Source organism: Streptomyces sp. NPDC093089, assembly GCF_044754405.1.
Taxonomy (GTDB): Bacteria; Actinomycetota; Actinomycetes; order Streptomycetales; family Streptomycetaceae; genus Streptomyces.
Genome location: NZ_JBIVPA010000009.1, coordinates 203,943 through 218,490, shown reverse-complemented (window position 1 = coordinate 218,490; position 14,548 = coordinate 203,943). Strand labels below are relative to the sequence as shown.

Here is a 14,548-nt window from a genome sequence, read left to right as displayed (position 1 = left end):
GGCGGTGGCTACAGCTGTCCGACGGACGTCACGCGGACCACCGCGCGGCCCTCCTCGTCGGAGGCCGCGAGATCCACCTCCGCGCTGATGCCCCAGTCATGGTCGCCGTTCGGGTCGGCGAAGGTCTGCCGGACGCGCCACAGGCCGTGCGCCGCGTCCTCCTCGATGGCGAGCAGCTTCGGGCCGCGCGCGTCGGGACCCGTACCGAGGTCGTCGTACTCGTCCCAGTACGCGTCCATCGCCTCGCCCCACGCGTCCGCGTCCCAGCCGGACTCGGCGTCCAGCTCGCCGAGCGCGTCGACGTTGTCGAGTGCGGCCAGCTCCACCCGGCGGAACATGGCGTTGCGCACCAGGACCCGGAAGGCGCGGGCGTTGGCCGTGACCGGCTTGACCTGGTCGGCCTTCTCCTGGGCCTCCTCGGCCGTCTGGACCTCCGGGTTGGCGAGCTGCTCCCACTCGTCCAGGAGCGAGGAGTCGACCTGGCGCACCATCTCGCCCAGCCAGGCGATCAGGTCCTCCAGGTCCTCGGTCTTCAGGTCGTCGGGGATGGTGTGGTCGAGCGCCTTGTAGGCGCTCGCCAGGTACCGCAGGACGATGCCCTCGGTCCGCGCCAGCTCGTACCAGGAGGTGAACTCCGTGAAGGTCAGGGCGCGTTCGTACATGTCGCGGATGACCGACTTCGGCGACACCGGGTGGTCGCCGACCCACGGGTGGGACTTCCGGTAGACGTTGTACGCGTGCCAGAGCAGCTCCTCCAGCGGCTTCGGGTACGAGATCTCCTGGAGCCGCTCCATCCGCTCCTCGTACTCGACGCCGTCCGCCTTCATCCGCCCGACGGCCTCGCCGCGCGCCTTGTTCTGCATGGCGGCGAGGATCTGGCGCGGGTCGTCGAGCGTCGACTCGACGACGGACACCATGTCCAGGGCGTACGAGGGGGACTCCGGGTCGAGGAGGTCGAAGGCCGCCAGCGCGAACGTCGACAGCGGCTGGTTGAGCGCGAAGTCCTGCTGGAGGTCGACCGTCAGACGGATCGTGCGGCCCTCGGCGTCCGGCTCGGCGAGCTGCTCGACCACGCCGCCGTCGAGCAGCGAGCGGTAGATCGCGATGGCCCGGCGGATGTGCCGCAGCTGCGCCTTGCGCGGCTCGTGGTTGTCCTCCAGGAGCTTGCGCATCGCCTCGAAGGCGTTGCCCGGCCGGGCGATCACCGAGAGCAGCATGATGTTGGTGACCTTGAAGCGGGAGGTCAGCGGCTCGGGCTCGGCTTCGATCAGCCGCTCGAAGGTGGTGTCGCTCCAGGCCACGAAGCCCTCGGGGGCCTTCTTGCGGACGACCTTGCGGCGCTTCTTCGGGTCGTCGCCGGCCTTCGCGAGCGCCTTCTCGTTCTCGATGACGTGCTCGGGGGCCTGCGCCACGACCAGGCCGGCGGTGTCGAAGCCGGCGCGGCCCGCCCGGCCCGCGATCTGGTGGAACTCACGGGCGCGCAGGGTGCGCACGCGGTTGCCGTCGTACTTGGTGAGCGCCGTGAAGAGCACCGTGCGGATCGGCACGTTCACGCCCACGCCCAGGGTGTCCGTCCCGCAGATCACCTTCAGGAGGCCCGCCTGGGCCAGCTTCTCCACGAGCCGGCGGTACTTCGGCAGCATGCCCGCGTGGTGCACGCCGATGCCGTGGCGGACGTAACGCGAGAGGTTCTGGCCGAACTTGGTGGTGAAACGGAAGTTGCCGATCAGCTCGGCGATCTTGTCCTTCTCCTCGCGCGTGCACATGTTGATGCTCATCAGCGACTGCGCGCGCTCGACGGCCTGCGCCTGCGTGAAGTGCACGATGTAGACCGGCGCCTGCTTGGTCTCCAGGAGCTCGGTCAGCGTGTCCGTGATCGGCGTCAGCCGGTACTCGTACGACAGCGGCACCGGCCGGGTCGCCGAGCGGACCACCGAGGTCGGCCGGCCCGTGCGCCGGGTCAGGTCCTTCTCGAACATGGACACGTCGCCGAGCGTCGCCGACATGAGCACGAACTGCGCCTGCGGCAGTTCCAGGAGCGGGATCTGCCAGGCCCAGCCGCGGTCCTGCTCCGCGTAGAAGTGGAACTCGTCCATCACGACCTGGCCGATGTCGGCGTACTTGCCGTCCCGCAGTGCGATGGAGGCCAGCACCTCCGCCGTGCAGCAGATCACCGGGGCGTCCGCGTTCACGGAGGCGTCGCCGGTCAGCATGCCGACGTTCTCGGTGCCGAAGAGCTTGCACAGGTCGAAGAACTTCTCCGAGACCAGCGCCTTGATCGGCGCGGTGTAGAAGGTCACCTGGTCGTTCGCGAGCGCCGTGAAGTGCGCTCCCGCCGCGACCAGCGACTTCCCGGAACCGGTGGGCGTGGACAGGATCACGTTGGCCCCGGAGACGACCTCGATCAGCGCCTCTTCCTGGGCCGGGTAGAGCGTGATGCCCCGATCCTCGGCCCAGGAGGAGAAGGCCTCGAAGAGGGCGTCGGGGTCGGCGGTCGGCGGCAGCTGATCGATAAGGGTCACGACCCCATCTTGCCCGCATTCCGCTCCGATGAGGGAACCGGCCGCCCGCCGTCGTGATCACGGGCGATAGGCTCGTCCGTCGACCGGTCGTCAACTGAGCGCCGGCGCACGAGGAACGGGGCGGCAGCGACCATGATGGGACCGGCACACTCACTGTCCGGAGCGGCGGCCTGGCTCGGCGTGGGAGCGGCCGCGGCCGCCTTCGACCGGCCGATGCCCTGGCCGGTGCTCGTCGTCGGCGCGCTCATCTGCGCGGGCGCGGCCCTCGCCCCCGACCTCGACCACAAGTCCGCCACCATCTCGCGCGCCTTCGGCCCCGTCTCCCGGGGCCTCTGCGAGGTCGTCGACAAGCTGTCGTACGCCGTCTACAAGGCCACCCGCTCCAGCGCCGACCCGCGCAGGTCGGGCGGCCACCGGACCCTCACCCACACCTGGCTCTGGGCCGTCCTCATCGGCGCCGGAGCCTCCGTCGCCGCGGTCACCGGCGGCCGGTGGGCGGTCCTCGCCATCCTCTTCGTCCACCTGGTCCTGGCTGTGGAAGGCCTGCTGTGGCGGGCCGCCCGGATGTCCAGCGACGTCCTCGTCTGGCTGCTCGGCGCGACCAGCGCCTGGATCCTCGCGGGCGTCCTCGACAAGCCCGGCAACGGCGCGGACTGGTTCTTCACCGGCCCCGGCCAGGAGTACCTGTGGCTCGGCCTGCCGATCGTCCTCGGCGCCCTCGTCCACGACATCGGCGACGCCCTCACCGTCTCCGGCTGCCCGATCCTGTGGCCCATCCCGGTCGGCCGCAAGCGCTGGTACCCGATCGGCCCGCCGAAGGCCATGCGCTTCCGCGCCGGCAGCTGGGTCGAGCTGAAGGTCCTCATGCCCGCCTTCATGCTCCTCGGCGGGGTCGGCGGCGCCTCGGCGCTCGGGTTCTTCTAGGACCCGAGCACGTCATCCAGGGAAGGGAGCGACGGCGGTGGACGGAGCGCGGAGCGGGGCTACGGTCCGGGGCGACGGTGTCATGGTCACGGCGGGAATCGATCTCGCCGGCCGCACCGGCACGACCGGCGTGTGCCGGGTGACCTGGTCCGACGAGCCCGCGGTCGAACTCCTCCCCGGCAGGAGCGACGAGGACCTGCTGGCCGCGGTGCGCTCCGCGGACCGCACCGGGCTCGACTCGCCGCTGGGCTGGCCCGTCGCCTTCGCCGCCCTCCTCGGCGCGCACCGGGCGGGCGCCGCACTGCCCGTGAGGGGCGGCTACGGGCCGCGCGAGGACGGCAGGCCCGGCCTGGGCAACAGGTTCACCCACCGCCTCACCGACGACGTGGCCTGGAAGCGGACCGGGGCGGGCAAGCAGCGGCCGCTGTCCGTCTCGGCGGACAAGCTGGGCGTCGTCGCGATGCGCGCCGCCGAGCTGATGGAACGGCTCGCGGACGGCGGCCCCGCCCTGCCCCGCGACGGCTCCGGCCCGGTCCTCGAGGTCTACCCCGCCTACGCGCTGCTCCAGTGGGGGCTCGCGCCGGCGGGGACGTACAAGGGGAAGGACGGCGGCCCCGCCCGAGTGGCGATCGTCGAGGCACTCGAACACGGCCTCGGCCTGACGCTGCCCGCGCCCGTGCGCGAGCGCTGTGCCCACAGCGACCACGACCTCGACGCCCTCGTCTCCGCCCTCGTCGCCCGCGCCGCCGCCCTGGGCCTCACGGATCTGCCCGAGACCGAGGAGGAGCGGGCCGCCGCCGCGATCGAGGGCTGGATGCACCTCCCACGCCGCGGCGCGCCCCTCGCCGGCCTTCGCGGCTAGGGGACTAGGGGGTGCCTCGCTCGATCAAGCCCGGCGTGATCGAGCGCGACACCTCCCAGCGGCTCGTCCGATCGCGCGGAGGACGCGAAGGGGGCCCGCACCGGAGTTCCGGTGCGGGCCCCCTTCGCCGTGGCCGGTGAGGGCCCTCGGTCGCCGGTCAGCCGTGCCACGACCTCCACAGGGCCGCGTACGCGCCGTCCGCCGCGACCAGTTCGTCGTGGCTGCCGAGCTCGCTGATGCGGCCCGCCTCGACGACCGCGATCAGGTCGGCGTCGTGGGCGGTGTGGAGCCGGTGGGCGATGGCCACGACCGTGCGCCCGTCGAGGACGCGGCCGAGGGACCGCTCCAGGTGCCGGGCCGCGCGGGGGTCGAGGAGCGAGGTCGCCTCGTCCAGGACCAGGGTGTGCGGATCCGCGAGGACGAGCCGGGCCAGGGCGATCTGCTGGGCCTGCGCCGGGGTCAGCGCGTGGCCGCCCGAGCCGACCTCGGTGTCCAGGCCCTTGCCGAGCCCGCGCGCCCAGCCGTCCGCGTCGACCGCCGCCAGGGCGGCCCACAGCTCGGTGTCGCCGGCCCCCGACCTGGCCAGCAGCAGGTTGTCCCGGAGCGAGCCGACGAACACGTGGTGCTCCTGGTTGACCAGGGCCACGTGCTCGCGGACCCGCTCGGCGGGCATCCGCGCCAGCTCGGCGGCGCCGAGGGTCACGGAACCGGTGCGCGGGGCGTAGATGCCGGCGAGCAGCCGGCCGAGCGTGGACTTCCCCGCGCCGGACGGGCCGACCAGGGCGAGCCGGGTGCCGGGCGCCACCTTCAGCGACACCTCGTGCAGGACGTCGACGCCCTCCCGGTAGCCGAAGCGGACCTCGTCGGCCCGGACCGCCCGGCCCTCGGGCCGCACGTCCCGGTCGCCCGCGGCCGGCTCGATGTCCCGGACGCCGACGAGCCGCGCCAGCGACACCTGCGCGACCTGGAGCTCGTCGTACCAGCGCAGCACGATGCCGATCGGGTCCACCAGCATCTGCGAGAGGAGCGCGCCCGTCGTCAGCTGGCCCACGTCGATCCAGCCCTGGAGCACGAACACCCCGCCGAGCAGGAGCACCGCGCACAGCACCGTCATGTGGGTGAGGTTGACGACGGGGAACAGCACCGAGCGCAGGAAGAGGGTGTACCGCTCCCAGGCCACCCACTCGGAGATGCGCCGGTCCGACAGGGCGATCCGGCGCGCGCCCAGGCGGTGCGCCTCGACCGTGCGTCCGGCGTCGACCGTCTCGGCCAGCGCGCCGGCGACCGCCGCGTACCCCGCGGACTCCGAGCGGTACGCGGCGGGCGCCCGCTTGAAGTACCAGCGGCTGCCGACGATCAGCAGCGGCGCGGCGAGCAGCGCGGCGAGCGCCAGCGGCGGCGACGTGACCGCGAGGCCGCCGAGCAGCAGCCCCGCCCACACGACGCCGATCGCCAGCTGGGGCACGGCCTCCCGCATCGCGTTGGAGAGCCGGTCGACGTCCGTGGTGATCCGGGAGAGCAGGTCGCCGGTCCCGGCCCGCTCCAGCACGCCGGGCGGCAGCCCGACCGCGCGGACGAGGAAGTCCTCGCGCAGGTCGGCGAGCATCTCCTCGCCGAGCATCGCCCCGCGCAGCCGGACGAGCCGCACGAAGACGGTCTGGACGAGCAGCGCGACCGCGAACAGCGCGACCGTGCGCTCCAGGTGCAGCTCCCGCGCCCCGTCCGCGAGCGCGTCCACCACCGAGCCGAGCAGGTACGGGCCCGCCATCGACGCGATCACGGCGACCGCGTTCACCCCGATGAGCAGCGCGAACGCGCGGCGGTGCCGCTTCAGCAGCTCGCGGACGTAGCCGCGGACGGTCGCGGGGGCGGCGACGGGCAGCGTCGTCGCCGTCGTCGGGGCCGCCGGGTCGTACTCCGGCGGCGCCAGGCCGATCATGCCGATTCCCCTTCCAGTGCTTCGAGTTCGCCGACGCGGCCGACGGCCGCCGCGAGTTCCTCGTCGGTCTCGCGGGTGACCACCGCGCGGTAGCGGGGCTCGCCGGCGAGCAGCTCGCGGTGGGTGCCGACCGCGACGGCCTGGCCCTCGTGGACCAGGACGACCCGGTCGGCGCGGTCCAGGAGCAGCGGCGAGGAGGCGAGGACCACGGTGGTCCTGGCCTTCCTCAGCTCCTTGACGCCCTCGGCGACCCGCGACTCGGTGTGCGCGTCGACCGCCGAGGTGGGCTCGTCGAGGACGAGCACCTCGGGGTCGGCCACCAGGGACCGGGCGAGGGCGAGCCGCTGGCGCTGGCCGCCGGAGAGCGACCTGCCCCGCTCGGTGATGCGGGTGCGCATCGGGTCGCCGCCGGTGTCCACGGAGGCCTGCGCCAGCGCGTCGAGGACGTCGTCGCACTGCGCGGCGGCCAGTGCGTCCGCCGCCGCGACCGCGCCGGAGGCGGGCACGTCGAGCAGCTCGCTCAGGGTGCCCGAGAGCAGCACCGGGTCCTTGTCCTGCACGAGGACGGCCGTGCGGGCCGAGTCCAGGGTCAGCTCGTCGAGCGGGACGCCGCCGAGGAGCACCGAGGTGTGGTCGGCGTCCGGTTCGGCCGGGTGGCCGCCGAGCCGGTCCGCGAGCCGTCCGGCCACGTCCGGGTCGCCGCAGACGACGGCGGTGAACCGGCCGGCCGGGGCGAGCAGCCCGGTCAGCGGGTCGTAGAGGTCGCCGGTCGCGCGACGTTCCCCGTTCCCGTCGCCGGCCGCGGTCGTCGTGGTGCGGGACAGGGCGAGGACCCGGGCCGCCCGTTTCGCGGACGGGCGGGAGAAGGAGTACGCCATGGCGATCTCCTCGAAGTTGCGCAGCGGGTGGTGGGTGAGGGCCACGGCGCTGTACACCGTGACCAGTTCGCCGACCGTGATCCGGCCGTCGAGCGCGAGCCGGGTCCCGTACGCCACCACGACGATGAGGAGCACGCCGGGCAGCACGACCTGGATGGCGGCGATCAGCGCCCACATCCGCGCGCTGTGCACGGCGGCCTTGCGGACCTCCTGGGAGGCGGCGCGGTAGCGGCCGAGGAACAGGTCCTCGCCGCCGATGCCGCGCAGCACGCGCAGGCCGGCGACGGTGTCGGAGGCGAGCTCGGTGGCCTTGCCCGCCTTCTCGCGCTGGACGTCGGCCCGGCGGGTCGCGCGGGGGAGGAGCGGCAGCACCGCGAGGGCCAGGACGGGGACGCCGACGGCCACCACGACGCCCAGGGCGGGCTGGTAGACGGTGAGGCCCACGCAGATGACCACCAGGGCGACGGCTCCGGCGGCGAACCGGGAGAGCGCCTCCACGAACCAGCCGATCTTCTCGACGTCGCCGGTGGAGACCGCGACGACCTCGCCCGCGGCGACCCGGCGGGTCAGCACGGAGCCGAGTTCGGCGGTCTTGCGGGAGAGCAGCTGCTGGACCCGGGCGGCCGCCGTGATCCAGTTGGTGACGGCGGTGCGGTGGAGCATGACGTCGCCGATGGCGATGGCGGCACCGAGGACGGCGAGCAGTCCGCCGGCGAGCGCGAGCCGCCCGCCGTCGCGGTCGACGACCGCCTGTACGGCGATGCCGGTGCCGAGGGGGAGGCCGGCGATGCCCAGGTGGTGCAGCAGTCCCCAGAGCAGGGACTTCACCTGCCCGCCGAGTTGCTGACGGCCGAGCCAGACGAGGAACCGGGCGCCCGAGCGGATGTCGGGGACCCCTGGGTCGGCGTAGGGAAGATCTCGAATCTGCATGGCGTCCCAGGGTCTCCGGGTGTGTCTGGGGGACCGCGCGCCAGGGGTGGGTGGCGGCGGCGCGGGCGGGGGAAACCGTGCAAGGTTCGCTTCTTCGCCGGAGCGCGGCAATCGATTTTCCCCATGAGGGAACAGATCGCGCCATGTCCGCTCATCGTCCTCTGGACCGTGCCGCGGTGGCCGCGCTTCACTCCTGCCCCATGAGATCACTCAAGATCATGAGCATGATCAGCGGTCTGATCCTGGCCGCCGGAGCCCTGCTCGCCGCCCAGCCGGCCGCCGCCGACGGCCCGAACGGCCCGACGCCCCCGGCCGAGTTCACCACCGACTGGCACGACCCGGTCACCGCCGCCCCGCCCGTCGAGACCCCCGGCACCCGCAGCTGCGAGGTCCTCCTCGCCGCCGCGCAGTTCCGCGACTTCACCCCGTACCAGGGGAGTTACGCCCCGCCGAAGGAGTGCGGCACCCGCTGGAACAAGATCGTCCTGCGCCTCGAAGGACGCGTGAAGGGCCGCCAGTACGACCGGCTCGGCCACCTCGCGGTCGGCGGCGTGGAGATCCTCCGCACCTCCACCCCCCAGCCCTCGCCCGACGGCATCGCCTGGTCCGTCGAGAAGGACGTCACCCGCTACCGCGACACCCTCGCCCGCCCGCAGCCGGTCGAGATGCTCATCGGCAATGTCGTGAACGAGACGTACACCGGCGTGCTCGACGTCCGCGTCACCCTCACCTTCCACACCGCCGAGGGCCGCGTGAAACCCGCCGCCGGTACGCCCGACCGGGTGATCCCGCTCACCGGCGCCACCCTCACCACCCCGCGCAACACCGAACGCCTCCTCGCCGAGGTGTACGCCACCGGCTCGGGCGGCGGCTGCGAGGAGTACTGGTACCTCTCCGCCCCCGACGCCGCCCCGTACTCCTGCCGCGCGAGCGAGGGCCCGCATCGCGAGGTCCGCGTCACCGTGGACGGCACGCTCGCCGGCATCGCCGCCCCCTTCCCCACGGTCTGGACCGGCGGCTGGTCCAACCCGTTCCTCTGGTACGTCACCCCCGCACCCCGCGCCTTCGACGTCCAGCCGATCGTCTACGACCTGACCCCCTTCGCCGCCCGGCTCAACGACGGCCGCGCCCACCGCGTGGAGGTCACGGTCGCCGGGGTCCCGGCCGGCCTGGCGGGCTGGTCCACCCCCACCAACGTGCTGCTCTGGCAGGACGAGGGCAGCCGGGTCGTCACCGGCGGCCTCGACCGCCACGAGGAGGGGGGCCCGCGCAACACGTCCGTGTACACGGCGGGTTCCGGGGGCGCGACCCCGCACCGGCTCGACACGGACGCCGCACACCGGCTGACCGTCGCCGGCCACCTGAACACCTCGCACGGCCGCGTCGACACCACCGTCGTCCGCTCCGTCGCCCACGCCTCCGTCCACCGGTGGGGCGACGGCGAGAACCCGGACGCCTACACCGCCCGCTGGACCGACGACGAGACCGTGACCTCCGGCCGGACCGTCACCGGCGTGCGGCGCGCCTACACCATGGACGGCGAGACGACGGTCGGCGCGGGCGACCGGCTCCGGACGGTCCTCACGCTCGGGGACCGCGCCGACACCCTCGTCGTGCGCGACGGGCGGCGCCTGTCCTGGTCGCGCCTCGACGACACGTACACCGGGGACGCCACGTACACCTCCGGCGTCCCGCGCGACCAGCGGCACGCGGTCGGCACCACGACCGAGCGCTACCGGCTGTACGGCTCCGACGGCTGCCACGACCGGACCCTGACGACCGTTCAGGGCACGCTCACGGAGGACCTGAACCGCTGCTGAACCGGCGACGGCGCCCGGCCCCCGCGGGTGGGGGCCGGGCACCGTCCGCGAGGCACGGCCGCCCGGGGCTCAGACCGGCTTGACCGAGTCCACGCCCGAACGGGCCTTGGTCCACTCGCCGCGGGTGAAGTCCGGGATCTCCTGCGGCGCGCCCTTGGCCTTGATCGAGGCGTGGCTCAGCGGCACCGGAGCGGTCCAGGTGGCGGCGTCGTACACGTCGAAGTCCGGGACGAGTCCCAGCTGCAGGCACTGCATCAGCCGGTAGACCATGATGTAGTCCATGCCGCCGTGGCCGCCGGGCGGGTTGGCGTGGTCCTTCCAGAGCCAGTGGTCGAACTCGGCCGCGTAGGCCGAGAAGTCGCCCCACTGGTCGTCCGTGTGGTCCGGCTCCAGGTAGATCCGGGCCGGATAGTCCTCGAAGACGCCCCGCGTGCCGCCCAGGCTGTTGATCCTGCTGTACGGGTGCGGGGTGGAGACGTCGTGCTCCAGCCGGATCACCCGGCCCTTGGCCGTCTGGACCAGACTGACCGTCCGGTCGCTCCCGATGTACGTCTCCTTCCAGCTCGGGTCGCCGGGCGGCAGGTGTTCCGCGCGGTACTCGGCGAGGCCGAGCGCCGGGGTCCCGAAGCTGCTGATGCTCACCGCCCGGTCGCCCCGGTTGACGTCCATGTAGTTGGCGACGGGCCCGAAGCCGTGGTTGGGGTAGAGGTCGCCGCGCAGCTGCGTGTGCCACCGCCGGCGCCAGGGCCCCTCGTAGTACGTCGGGGAGAACATCAGGGCGCGCAGGTCGTGGTTGTAGGCGCCGGCGCCGTGCAGCAGGTCGCCGAACCTGCCGGCGTGCGCCATCCGCAGGACCCGCATCTCGTTCCGCCCGTAGCAGCAGTTCTCCAGCTGCATGCAGTGCCGGCGGGTCTGCTCCGACAGGTCGACGAGCGACCACAGCTCGTCGAGCCGCATCGCGACCGGGCACTCCACGCCGACGTGCTTGCCGTTCAGCATCGCCGCCCGGGCGATGGCGTAGTGGCTGTCCCAGGGGGTGGCCACGTGGACGAAGTCGAGGTCGGTGCGGGCGCAGAGGTTCTCGTAGTCCTCCTCGCCGTTGGTGTAGACGGCCGGGGCGGGCCGGCCCGCGGCGACGACCTTCGCGCCGGCCCGCTCGGCCTTCTCGCGCACCGGGTCGCAGACGGCGACCACCCGCACCCAGGGGAGGGCGAGGTAGAGGCCGATCATCGCGCTGCCCCGGTTGCCGAGGCCGACGAGCCCGACGCGGACCGTGGAGCGGCGCTCGAAGGGCACTCCCGCCATGGTGGCGGCGGCGCGACGGCGCGGTTCGGCCGCGGCGGCGGGGGACACGGTGGTGGCGGACGGGGCGGAGACGGTGGACGCGGCGGCACCCGGGGCGCCGGTGGCGGTGATGCCGAGGCCCGCGCCGGCCGCCGCGGTGGTCCTGAGCACCTTGCGGCGGCTCGGGGTGGGCGGTGTCTGCTCGTTCATGGAACCTCCCGGAGCTGTGTGCACGGCTGTTTCATGAATCCCGCACAGGACCCTGGCCCCGGTGGCCGATGGTGCGCAAGGGCGCCGATAGGACTCTTGCGACGGGTGGTTGGACTTTACTGTTCCGGATATCGCACCGGGCGGGAGCGACCGGCGATCATCACCCGAACATACGAAGGACCCCTCACCGCCGGGGGTGAGGGGTCCTTCGACCGGTCGTGACGGCCGGTGACGTGACGGCTCGTCAGGGGCGCGTCGCGTGTTCGAGCGCCAGCAGGACGGACTGGTAGCTCCGGCCCGTCGCCCGGTCCATCCCGATCTCGCACATGCGGTTGGCCGAGAGGTGCGCGTCGAACGGGCGGGCCGTGACCTCGGCCGCCTCGCGGGCCGTCGCCGACGCCGTCAACTCCGGATGCAGCATGCCGCGGTCGCCCGCGAAGGCGCAGCAGCCCGCGTCGACGGGGACCACGACCTCCTCCGCGCAGGCCCCGGCGAGCGCCGTCAGCCGGTCCTCGTCGCCCAGGTGCCGCATCGAGCACGTCGGATGGACCACGGCGGAGGCGACCCGGCGGCGCACGTCGAGCCGGGGGAGCAGCTCGTCCGCCGCCCACACCAGCGAGTCCACCACCGTCAGCTCGGCGTGCAGCTCCCGGTTGTCGTCCGTCAGGTACGGCACCACCTCGTGAGCGATGCCGAGCGTGCACGAGGAGGCGTCCACCACGAGCGGCAGCTTCCCGCCGGCCGTCCACCCCCAGGCCGCCTCGACGATCCGGTTCGCCATCACCTCGTTGCCCTGCTCGTACCCCTTGGAGTGCCAGATCGTGGCGCAGCACGTACCGGCCACGTCGTCCGGGATCCACACCGGCTTCCCGGCCCGCGCCGACACCGCGACGACGGCCTCCGGCAGCGACGGGCCGGAGTGCCCGTCGGGGCCGGCGAAGATGCGGTTCACACAGGCCGGGTAGTAGACGGCGACGGCCGCCGGGCGGTGGGTGCGGGGCAGCCGCCGGGCCGCCGCGCCGGGGATCTCCGGCAGCCACTCCGGTACGAGGTCGGGGCGCACCACCCGCCGCGCCAGGCCCGTCGCCGACTCCAGGACCCGGTCGCCGATCCGGTCCGCCGCGGCGACCGCGAGCCGGGCGGAGGCCTCCACCGCGCGGAAGTTCCTGGCGGCCAGGGCGGCCGCCCGCTCCTCGCGCGGCGAGTGCCGCTCGTGCCGGAACTCCTTCATCAGCGCACCGGTGTCGATCCCGACCGGACAGGCCAGCTTGCACGTGGAGTCGCCGGCGCAGGTGTCGACCGCGTCGTAGCCGTAGGACTCCAGGAGGCGCGCCTCGACGGGGGAGCCGTCGGCCTGCCGCATCATCTCGCGGCGCAGCACGATCCGCTGGCGCGGAGTGGTCGTCAGGTCGTGGCTGGGGCACGTCGGTTCGCAGAAGCCGCACTCGATGCAGGGGTCGGCGATCCGCTCCACGGACGGGATCGACTTCAGGCCGCGCAGATGGGCCTGCGGGTCCCGGTCGAGGACGATCCGCGGGGCGAGCACCCCGTCGGGGTCGACGGCCTCCTTGACCCGCCACATCAGATCGGTCGCGCGCGTGCCCCACTCCAGCTCCAGGAAGGGCGCGAGGTTGCGGCCGGTGGCGTGCTCGGCCTTCAGCGAGCCGTCGAAGCGCTCCACGGTCAGCTTGCAGAACTCGTCCATGAAGGCCGCGTACCGCTCGACGTCGGAGGGGTCGGCGGCGTCGAAGGCGAGCAGGAAGTGGAGGTTGCCGTGGGCGGCGTGACCGGCGACGGCCGCGTCGAAGCCGTGCCGGGCCTGGAGGTCGAGCAGCGCGGCGCAGGCCTCCGCGAGGCGGTCCGGCGGCACCGCGAAGTCCTCGGTGATCAGCGTCGTGCCGGAGGGGCGCGAGCCGCCGACCGCCGTCACGAACGCCTTGCGGGCCTTCCAGTACCCGGAGATCCGCTTCGTGTCCCTGGTGAACGCGTTCTCCGCGGACGGCACCGGGGCGACCGGGTCGAGCCCGGCGAGGACGGCCTCGGCCGCCCGCTCGTACGCGTCGAGGGCCGCCGCGTCCGGGGCCCGGAACTCGACGAGGAGCGCCGCCGTCTCCTTGGGCAGGTCCGCCCAGTCGGAGGGCACGCCCGCGACGCGCACCGAGGCCCGCAGGGTGTTGCCGTCCATCAGCTCGACGGCGAGCGCCCCCGCCTCGTTGAACAGCGGCACGGCCGCGGCGGCGGCCGGCAGCGAGGGGAAGAAGAGGAGCCCGGTGGAGACCTCCCGGTCCAGCGGCAGGGTGTCGAAGACGACTTCGGAGATGAAGCCGAAGGTGCCCTCGGACCCGACCATGAGACCCCGCAGGATCTCCGCGGGAGTGGCGCCGTCGAGGAAGGCGTCGAGCCGGTAGCCGTTGGTGTTCTTGATCGCGTACTTGGCCCGGATCCGGGCGGTGAGCTCGGCGTCGGCCTCGATCTCGGCCTTCAGCGCGAGCAGCTCCGCGCACAGCCTCGGCTCGGCGCGCGCGAGCTCCTCGTCGGCGGCCGGGTCGCCGGTGTCCACGACGGTGCCGCTCGGCAGCACGAAGGTGAGGGAGGAGACGGTCCGGTACGAGTTCCGGGTCGTCCCGGCCGTCATGCCCGACGCGTTGTTGGCGACGACCCCGCCGATCGTGCACGCGACCGCGCTGGCCGGGTCGGGACCGAGCACCCGCCCGTACGGCGCGAGCGCCGCGTTGGCCCGGACGACCGTGGTGCCGGGACGGACGCGGGCGCGGGCGCCGTCGTCCAGGACCTCGACGCCCACCCAGTGGCGGCGGACGTCGACGAGGATGTCCTCGCCCTGCGCCTGGCCGTTGAGGCTGGTCCCGGCGGCCCGGAAGACGACCTCGCGGCCCTTGCCGTGCGCGTACGACAGGATCGTGGAGATGTCGTCGATGTCCTCGGCGACGACGACGACCTGCGGCACGAAGCGGTACGGGCTCGCGTCCGAGGCGTACCGCACCAGGTCGGAGATGCTCGACAGGACCTTGTCCGGGCCGAGGAGCTCGACCAGCTCCTCGCGCAGGGCGCGGGGTGTGCCCCGCGCCTGGAGTTCCGGCACCCGGTCCGGCGCCGGAGTCCGCTTCGTCCCGGGACGAAGGGCCTGCGGACGCGGCTCAAGGAGTGGCATGGCACGGCTC

At 73.5% G+C, this 14,548-nt stretch carries 8 protein-coding genes; 3 read left to right on the top strand and 5 right to left on the bottom strand.

Going from position 1 to position 14,548, the window contains the following annotated elements:
* Positions 1-8 precede the first annotated feature (8 nt).
* Positions 9-2,522, bottom strand: a complete 2,514-nt coding sequence (locus ACIQFX_RS22410; RefSeq protein ID WP_402466086.1) for a DEAD/DEAH box helicase — start codon at positions 2,520-2,522, stop codon at positions 9-11.
* Positions 2,523-2,654: 132 nt separating this feature from the next.
* Between ACIQFX_RS22410 and ACIQFX_RS22405 the strand changes: the two genes are divergently transcribed.
* Positions 2,655-3,446: a metal-dependent hydrolase gene (locus ACIQFX_RS22405; RefSeq protein ID WP_402466084.1), complete on the top strand. Its 792-nt coding sequence runs from the start codon at positions 2,655-2,657 to the stop codon at positions 3,444-3,446.
* A gap of 82 nt (positions 3,447-3,528) precedes the next feature.
* Positions 3,529-4,308 (top strand): DUF429 domain-containing protein, encoded by a 780-nt coding sequence (locus tag ACIQFX_RS22400; RefSeq protein ID WP_402466082.1) that lies wholly within the window; start codon positions 3,529-3,531, stop codon positions 4,306-4,308.
* 157 nt (positions 4,309-4,465) lie between these two features.
* On the opposite strand, the gene ACIQFX_RS22395 is transcribed toward ACIQFX_RS22400, so the two are convergent.
* Both ACIQFX_RS22395 and ACIQFX_RS22390 read right to left on the bottom strand, forming a co-directional pair.
* Entirely contained in the window at positions 4,466-6,247 is a 1,782-nt protein-coding gene (locus tag ACIQFX_RS22395; RefSeq protein WP_402466080.1) for an ABC transporter ATP-binding protein, read from the bottom strand.
* Positions 6,244-8,055: an ABC transporter transmembrane domain-containing protein gene (locus ACIQFX_RS22390; RefSeq protein ID WP_402466078.1), complete on the bottom strand. Its 1,812-nt coding sequence runs from the start codon at positions 8,053-8,055 to the stop codon at positions 6,244-6,246. Before ACIQFX_RS22390 ends, ACIQFX_RS22395 begins: the two co-directional genes overlap by 4 nt.
* A 200-nt stretch (positions 8,056-8,255) precedes the next feature.
* Between ACIQFX_RS22390 and ACIQFX_RS22385 the strand changes: the two genes are divergently transcribed.
* A complete protein-coding gene (locus ACIQFX_RS22385) occupies positions 8,256-9,875 on the top strand; it encodes a peptide-N4-asparagine amidase (RefSeq protein WP_402466075.1) in 1,620 nt (539 codons plus the stop codon).
* 69 nt (positions 9,876-9,944) lie between these two features.
* Here ACIQFX_RS22385 and ACIQFX_RS22380 read toward each other — a convergent pair whose 3' ends face one another.
* Positions 9,945-11,369 carry a Gfo/Idh/MocA family protein gene (locus ACIQFX_RS22380; protein WP_402466072.1) on the bottom strand — a complete coding sequence of 475 codons (1,425 nt, stop codon included), beginning with the start codon at positions 11,367-11,369 and terminating at the stop codon, positions 9,945-9,947.
* Between the two features lie 244 nt (positions 11,370-11,613).
* Positions 11,614-14,538: an FAD-binding and (Fe-S)-binding domain-containing protein gene (locus ACIQFX_RS22375; RefSeq protein ID WP_402466069.1), complete on the bottom strand. Its 2,925-nt coding sequence runs from the start codon at positions 14,536-14,538 to the stop codon at positions 11,614-11,616.
* Positions 14,539-14,548 lie beyond the last annotated feature (10 nt).

What these genes read in the sequence shown, in the direction of transcription:
- ACIQFX_RS22395 (WP_402466080.1), bottom strand. Translation starts at nt 6,247, where the DNA reads ATGATCGGCCTGGCGCCGCCGGAGTACGACCCGGCGGCCCCGACGACG.
- ACIQFX_RS22405 (WP_402466084.1), top strand. Translation starts at nt 2,655, where the DNA reads ATGATGGGACCGGCACACTCACTGTCCGGAGCGGCGGCCTGGCTCGGC.
- ACIQFX_RS22375 (WP_402466069.1), bottom strand. Translation starts at nt 14,538, where the DNA reads ATGCCACTCCTTGAGCCGCGTCCGCAGGCCCTTCGTCCCGGGACGAAG.
- ACIQFX_RS22400 (WP_402466082.1), top strand. Translation starts at nt 3,529, where the DNA reads ATGGTCACGGCGGGAATCGATCTCGCCGGCCGCACCGGCACGACCGGC.
- ACIQFX_RS22380 (WP_402466072.1), bottom strand. Translation starts at nt 11,369, where the DNA reads ATGAACGAGCAGACACCGCCCACCCCGAGCCGCCGCAAGGTGCTCAGG.
- ACIQFX_RS22390 (WP_402466078.1), bottom strand. Translation starts at nt 8,055, where the DNA reads ATGCAGATTCGAGATCTTCCCTACGCCGACCCAGGGGTCCCCGACATC.
- ACIQFX_RS22385 (WP_402466075.1), top strand. Translation starts at nt 8,256, where the DNA reads ATGAGATCACTCAAGATCATGAGCATGATCAGCGGTCTGATCCTGGCC.